Here is a 7,197-nt window from a genome sequence, read left to right as displayed (position 1 = left end):
TCGTTCAGTGCATCGGCGCCGTGGTGGATATTCAGTTCCCCCGCGACAGCATTCCAAAAATCTACGACGCGCTTAAGCTTGTCGACGATAGCTCGGCATTTGCTGAAGCCGGCCTGACATTCGAAGTGCAACAACAGTTGGGCGACGGCGTGGTTCGTACCATTGCCATGGGCTCGAGCGACGGCTTGCGCCGCGGCATGGCCGTGGCAAACTCCGGCGCGCCTATCTCGGTGCCCGTCGGTCTGGGTACTCTAGGCCGCATCATGGACGTGCTGGGTCGTCCTATCGACGAACGCGGCCCTATCCAAAGCGATGAGCTGCGCTCCATTCACCAAGATGCACCTAAGTTTGACGAGCTTTCGCCTTCGGTCGAACTGCTGGAAACCGGCATCAAGGTTATTGACCTGGTTTGCCCGTTTGCCAAGGGCGGTAAAGTTGGCCTGTTCGGCGGCGCCGGCGTGGGCAAGACCGTTAACATGCTGGAACTCATCAACAACATCGCCAAGGCGCATAGCGGCTTGTCGGTGTTTGCTGGTGTGGGCGAGCGTACTCGTGAAGGTAACGACTTCTACCACGAAATGGCTGAAGCTGGCGTTATCCAAATGGATAACCTGCCTGAATCCAAGGTTGCCATGGTGTTCGGTCAAATGAACGAGCCTCCCGGCAACCGTTTGCGTGTAGCGCTTTCCGGCCTGACCATGGCCGAGAAGTTCCGTGACGAAGGCCGCGACATTTTGTTCTTCGTGGACAACATCTACCGTTACACCTTGGCCGGAACCGAAGTATCCGCGCTGTTGGGTCGTATGCCTTCGGCAGTGGGTTATCAGCCTACGCTGGCCGAAGAAATGGGTAAGCTGCAAGAGCGCATTACATCGACCAAGACAGGCTCGATCACTTCCATCCAGGCCGTTTACGTTCCTGCCGATGACTTGACCGATCCATCGCCTGCTACGACCTTCCAGCATTTGGACTCCACCGTTGTGTTGTCTCGTGATATCGCCGCCTTGGGTATTTACCCAGCCGTCGACCCACTAGACTCCAGCAGCCGTCAGCTTGACCCTCAAGTCGTTGGTGAAGAGCACTATGCTGTCGCTCGTGGCGTTCAACAAACGTTGCAACGCTACAAAGAATTGCGCGACATTATCGCCATTCTGGGCATGGACGAACTTTCGCCCGAAGACAAGCAAGCAGTGGCGCGCGCTCGCAAGATCCAGCGCTTCCTGTCCCAGCCTTTCCACGTGGCCGAAGTCTTTACTGGGTCGCCTGGCAAGTACGTTCCGTTGTCCGAAACGCTGCGTGGCTTTAAAATGATTGTCGACGGCGAATGCGATGCATTGCCCGAGCAGGCTTTCTACATGGTTGGTTCAATCGACGAAGCCTTCGAAAAAGCCAAGAAACTCCAATAAGGATTACACATGGCCTACTTGAATGTTGACGTCGTCAGTGCAGAAGAATCGATTTTCTCCGGCGAGGCGAAATTCGTGACACTGCCTGGCGAGTCGGGCGAACTGGGCATTTTGCCCGGCCACACGCCGCTTATCTCGCGCATTCGCCCTGGAACGGTCAAAATCGTCCAGGCCGACGGGCACGAAGTAAACATCTTTGTGGCCGGCGGTATCCTGGAGATTCAACCCGGTACGGTTACGGTATTGTCCGACACGGCTATTCGTGCGGAAGACCTTGATGAAGCCAAAGCGATTGAAGCGCGTAAACACGCCGAAGAAGCCTTGCGCAACACCAAGGACAAGGCCGATATCGCCGTGGTCGAAGCGGAACTTGCCATGCTGGCAGCGCAAGCTGCGGCAGCGCGCAGGCTCAGCCAGATACGACGTTCGCACTAAGGACAAGCCGCTCACGCGGTTGGGTTCAAAGAAGGGCATCCTTAGGGATGCCCTTCTTGCGTTGTGGCGTCGCTGGCTCGGGTGCAAGCTTAGCCAGCGGTTATAGGTATTTCCCGACTTCTTAGTTTTCCGAATTGTTCCATGGTGCTCTCTTCATTATTCTTATCGGATCTTGTTAACAAGCAGGCCTCACGTGCCAGGAGAACCCATGAGAGAATATCTGGATTGCGCTATTTTCAGTACTACTTGCTGCGACCAATGGATGGATCATTGGCTGAAAGCGTATGCTGGCAATCGATTGCAATTGCATAGGCTGGAAGCAACCGACACCGGCACTCCGGCTTCGGTCGGCGCATTGGCTGCAGCATCCATGCGTTTAAGGCGTTTTGACGCCTGCCTGTTGCCGGTCGCTGAACACAACCTGGCATGGGCGCGTACGGCTTTGGCTGCCAGCACAGGTATATTGCATACACCTGTGCTGGCGCTGGTGCGCAACCTGAAAGCCGGGGCGCTGAACGACTTGTGCGCATTGGGGCTGGCCGATTTCGTTCGCGACCCATTATGTCCTGAAGAGCTTCGTGCACGTATCGAACGGCTGATCTGCGGCCGACGCTATCACGCCGCAGGTGGCGCAGTGCGCGCGACGGTTGACGAGTTTGCGCCTACATATCAGACTACCCCCGGCACCGAAAGCCAAGAGGCAATATGCGCTACTATCCTTGATCGTAGCGGCCACGAACTTGAGGCTTTCGCCGTGGCCTCGGCATCGCGCTGTGCGACATCGAAAGAGTCCTTCCGCGCAGCCAAAAGTAAAGTCATCGAAAGGTTCGAAAGGGCTTATATAACAGCGGCACTAGGGCGCCACTCGGGTAATATCGCCATGGCAGCGCGCGCTGCCCAGAAGCACAGGCGAGCCTTTTGGGCGCTTATGCGCAAACACGATATCGATGCCGCTCCGTTTCGCTCCGAAGCTACCCCTAATCTCGCCAGAGACGGGTAAAATCAAGGGTCTTAGAATAAGGATAGACGTGATTGCACCTATTTTGAAAAACGATATCTTCCTGCGTTCGCTAATGCGCGAGCCAGTTCCTTACACTCCGCTGTGGCTAATGCGCCAGGCAGGACGTTATCTGCCCGAGTACAACGAAACTCGGGCACGCGCGGGTTCTTTTCTTGCCCTGGCGCAAAATCGCGAGTATGCCTGCGAAGTCACGCTGCAACCCTTGCAGCGTTTCGATCTTGATGCGGCTATTCTGTTTTCCGATATCCTGACCATCCCGCATGCAATGGGTCTGGGGTTGGACTTCCTGGTCGGCGAAGGCCCTAAGTTTGCGCATCCCCTTCGTACCGAAGACGATGTCAAAAAACTGACTGTCCCCGATCTTTCCAAATTGCAGTACGTATTCGATGCTGTCTCGCTGATCCGCAAGGAGCTCGACGGTAAAGTGCCTTTGATCGGTTTTGCAGGCAGTCCCTGGACAGTAGGCTGCTATATGGTCGAGGGGCAAGGGTCCAGCGATTACCGACTGATTAAAACCATGTTGTATAGCCGCCCTGATCTGTTGCACCGTATCCTCGAAGTCAATACTCGGGCTACGATCGATTACCTGAATGCACAGATCCAGGCAGGCGCTCAAGCAGTCATGATCTTCGACAGTTGGGGGGGGGTGCTGGCCGATGGCCTGTTCCAGGAGTTTTCGCTGGCCTATACACGCAGGGTTGTCGAAGGGCTTATCCGCGAACACGAAGGGCGTGTGGTGCCTTCCATCGTCTTCACTAAGGGTGGGGCGCAATGGATAGAACAAATCGCTGCCTGTGGCTGTGATGCGGTGGGCCTGGACTGGACCGCAAACCTTGCGCAGGTCAGGCAGCGTGTCGGTGATTCTGTTGCACTGCAAGGCAATCTCGACCCCATGGCGCTCTTTGGCGGCGAAGCCGCTATCCGGACCCAGGCAAGGCGGGTCATCGACGATTTTGGCCAAGTCAAGAATGGCGGCCATGTCTTTAACCTAGGCCATGGTATCTCGCGTTTTACACCGCCAGAAGCGGTATCTGTGCTGGTCGACGAGGTCCACACTTATAGCCGTCCCAAACACCTGCCATAAGTATCAATCAAGGGGAATTTCCCCTTGACCTATGCTTATTTCTACAGGTTGTGCACAATTCAGTGTGCTGTGCACAAACTGCTGCAATACCATTGTTACGTTTTCGGGGTTTTGTTTAAGCCGTTGATTTGTATGAATATAGTGTGGGTTTTCCTGTCGCTTTATAGTAAATGACCTGTCACGTCATTGACTTTTCCCAAGTTGTTCTCCAGATTCTCCCCAAAGTTATCCACAGGCAGGGGTGCTACACCGCAAAGTCGCTAATCGCCTGCCGTTCAAGCCATTAGCGAGAATTCACTTGAAGTATTGATGCCAGATATTGCCCCTCTTCCCCCCTCCGCCTGTTCTTCGTCCGGCTCGTCTGAGCAGGCGGTTTATTGGGTGCGGGTTGCCCTTGATGTGCCGATTCTTGACGAGTTCGATTACCGCGCTTCAACGAGTGTGGCAGTGGGAACCCGGGTCATCGTGCCATTTGGCCGTCGTAAATTAGTGGGTATCGTCGTTGCTACACCAACGCAGCCTGCTATTGCGCCGGACCTGATCAAGGATGTGGACGAGGTCCTTGATGACACGCCTCCGATGGCCGCCGACTGGTTGCGCATGGCTTCCTTTGCTGCGCAATACTACCAGCGACCAATCGGCGAGGTTATGTTGCCGGCCTTACCCCTTAGCTTGCGCAAGGTGGCGGCTTACCAAGGCAAGCGATCCGCTGGCGGTCCGGTTAAACGTATCGACAAGCGGGCCAAGCCCGCTGCGGTCGCCATACAGGCTGACCAGCCCCCTGTCCTGAATGCCGAGCAAGAAGCGGCGGTGGCCGCCATTATTGGCTTGCAAGGGCATAAGACGATTTTGCTGCATGGGGTAACGGGCAGCGGCAAGACTGAGGTGTATTTGCACGCAGCTAAAGCTGCGTTGGCACGCGGTCGACAGGTGCTTTTCCTGGTACCCGAAATCAACCTCACGCCGCAGTTGGAGCAATCGTTGCGCGCACGGCTTGCCGGTGTTGCCGGGCTGGAAACCCTGGCGGTCATGCACAGTGGCTTGGCCGACGGCGAACGCCTGCAAGCATGGTTAAGTATTCAGCGGGGCACAGCTCGCATTCTGCTGGGGACACGCCTTTCCATTTTTGCACCTATGCCGGATTTGGGGCTGATTATCGTCGACGAGGAACACGATACGTCCTACAAGCAGCAAGATGGCTTGCGCTATTCGGCCCGCGATCTTGCCGTCTGGCGGGCGCGTGATCGCGACGTACCGGTCGTCCTCGGGTCGGCAACCCCTTCGCTGGAAAGCTGGAGCCATGCAGAACGTGGTCATTATCAGCGTTTCACATTGGCCCGGCGCGCGCGCGAGGTTGAATTGCCCAAGGTGCGCCTGGTCGATACCCGGCGCCTTGCCATGCAGGAGGGGTTTTCTCCCCATCTTGTGACTGCTATTGGCGAACGCCTTGAGCGCGGCGAGCAGTCGCTTATTTTTCTTAACCGGCGAGGCTATGCGCCAGTGCTGAATTGCGCGTCTTGCGGGTGGGTCAGCAACTGCCCGCGCTGTACCGCCTATACTGTGCTGCATCGGGCTGGCGCGCGGCGCAATCATTTGCAGTGCCATCATTGCGGCTACCAGGCCAGGGTGCCCAGGGCATGCCCCGATTGCGGCGACCAAGACCTCAAGCCCATGGGGCGGGGCACGCAAAGGGTCGAAGAGCATCTGGCAGAACTATTTCCCACGGCGCGTATCGCCCGTATTGACGCTGACAGCACCCGATTAAAAGGCAGTGCGGCCGCTTTGTTTGCAAAGGTCCATGCCGGTGAAGTGGATTTGCTGGTCGGTACCCAAATGGTTGCCAAGGGCCATGATTTCGCCAATCTGGGTCTGGTCGGCGTACTGAATGCCGATGCCATGTTGTTTGCGCAGGACTTTCGTGCACCGGAACGCCTGTTTGCGCAATTGATGCAGGTAGCGGGACGGGCGGGGCGCCATGTGAAGGGGGGAGAGGTCATCATCCAAACTGATTACCCCGAACAAGCGGTGTACCAGGCGCTGTTGAAGCATGATTTTCCGGGGTTTGCCCAGTACGGCTTATCCGAGCGCAAGGCGGTTGGTCTGCCGCCATACGCCTATCAGGCTTTATTAACGGCCGAGGCCCGTGAGCTGGCTACGGCCGTTGATTTCTTGGCGCAGGCCCGTGCCTGGCCCCAGGAATATCCCGACATTTTCACTACGGCGTCGGCCGTGACGCTATACGATCCGGTTCCATTGCGCGTGGTGCGAGTTGCCAATATCGAGCGTGCGCAATTGCTGGTCGAAAGCGCCAATCGTGCCGCGCTGCAAGGGTTTCTGGCCGCGTGGTCGTATGCTTTGGGGGATCTCGCACGGCAGTTTCGCGTACGGTATAACCTGGAAGTCGATCCTCTGGAAATATAGAAAGGTCAGCATTGAATTCGTCTCCCGGTCATACAGTAGCTCACGACATGAACGCCATGCAGCGGCAGGCGGTGTTGTACCTGGACGGCCCGTGTCTGGTGTTGGCCGGGGCAGGTAGCGGGAAAACACGAGTCATTACCCAAAAAATCGCCTATCTGTTGCGTGAGTGTGGCTACCAGGCCCGGCAAATTGTTGCGCTTACGTTTACCAACAAGGCGGCGCGGGAAATGAATGAGCGGGTCAAGCTCCTGGTCGACGGCAAGATGGCCAAGGGTTTGACTATTAGTACTTTTCACTCGCTAGGCTTGCGATTTTTGCGTGAAGAGGCGATACATGCGGGCTTGAAGCCGCAGTTCTCCATCCTTGATTCCAATGATGCCCTGGCAATTATCCAGGAACTGTTGGCTACGACCGATAAGGCCCGCTTGCGCGCCGTTCAGCAAAATATTTCATTATGGAAAAATGCCCTGATGGACCCCGATGCGGCAGACCGTAGCGCCGCTAGTGCAAGCGAGGTCGAAGCGGCAAAGGTTTATCGCAGTTATACCGCCACGCTGGCGGCTTACCAAGCGGTTGATTTCGATGATCTGATCCGCATTCCCGCCTTGCTGCTGGAACATAATGCCGAAGTGCGCCAGCGCTGGCAGGCACGAGTGCATTATTTGCTGGTCGACGAATATCAAGACACGAATGTTTGCCAGTACAGGCTGGTGCAGTGGCTAACGGGCCAGCGGGCCATGCTGACCGCTGTGGGTGACGATGATCAGGCCATTTACGCATGGCGTGGGGCAACGGTAGAAAATCTGGCCAAGCTGACGACCGATTATCCA

6 protein-coding genes are annotated in these 7,197 nt (G+C 56.3%); all 6 read left to right on the top strand.

Features of this window, described 5'->3' with window-relative positions; translation table 11 throughout:
• The coding region (gene atpD, locus ABWO67_RS18540; protein ID WP_353154563.1) for a F0F1 ATP synthase subunit beta at positions 1-1,406 on the top strand (1,406 nt) is incomplete at its 5' end.
• Positions 1,407-1,415: 9 nt separating this feature from the next.
• Positions 1,416-1,841 carry a F0F1 ATP synthase subunit epsilon gene (locus tag ABWO67_RS18535; RefSeq protein ID WP_353154560.1) on the top strand — a complete coding sequence of 142 codons (426 nt, stop codon included), beginning with the start codon at positions 1,416-1,418 and terminating at the stop codon, positions 1,839-1,841.
• A gap of 208 nt (positions 1,842-2,049) precedes the next feature.
• On the top strand, positions 2,050-2,841 hold the full coding sequence (locus ABWO67_RS18530) for a hypothetical protein (RefSeq protein WP_353154557.1): 792 nt from the start codon (positions 2,050-2,052) through the stop codon (positions 2,839-2,841).
• Between the two features lie 28 nt (positions 2,842-2,869).
• On the top strand, positions 2,870-3,946 hold the full coding sequence (gene hemE / locus ABWO67_RS18525; RefSeq protein ID WP_353154554.1) for a uroporphyrinogen decarboxylase: 1,077 nt from the start codon (positions 2,870-2,872) through the stop codon (positions 3,944-3,946).
• Positions 3,947-4,255: 309 nt separating this feature from the next.
• Positions 4,256-6,367: a primosomal protein N' gene (locus ABWO67_RS18520; RefSeq protein WP_353154551.1), complete on the top strand. Its 2,112-nt coding sequence runs from the start codon at positions 4,256-4,258 to the stop codon at positions 6,365-6,367.
• A 47-nt stretch (positions 6,368-6,414) separates the two neighbouring features.
• On the top strand, positions 6,415-7,197 hold a 783-nt coding region (locus tag ABWO67_RS18515; RefSeq protein WP_353154548.1), incomplete at its 3' end, for a UvrD-helicase domain-containing protein.

It is taken from the genome of Pollutimonas bauzanensis (assembly GCF_040393045.1).
In the GTDB taxonomy this organism is placed as follows: Bacteria; Pseudomonadota; Gammaproteobacteria; order Burkholderiales; family Burkholderiaceae_B; genus Pollutimonas; species Pollutimonas bauzanensis_A.
This window is presented reverse-complemented; position numbering and strand designations above follow the sequence as displayed.

Coding starts and splice junctions, on each gene's coding strand:
- ABWO67_RS18535 (WP_353154560.1), top strand. CDS start 1,416: ATGGCCTACTTGAATGTTGACGTCGTCAGTGCAGAAGAATCGATTTTC.
- ABWO67_RS18520 (WP_353154551.1), top strand. CDS start 4,256: ATGCCAGATATTGCCCCTCTTCCCCCCTCCGCCTGTTCTTCGTCCGGC.
- ABWO67_RS18530 (WP_353154557.1), top strand. CDS start 2,050: ATGAGAGAATATCTGGATTGCGCTATTTTCAGTACTACTTGCTGCGAC.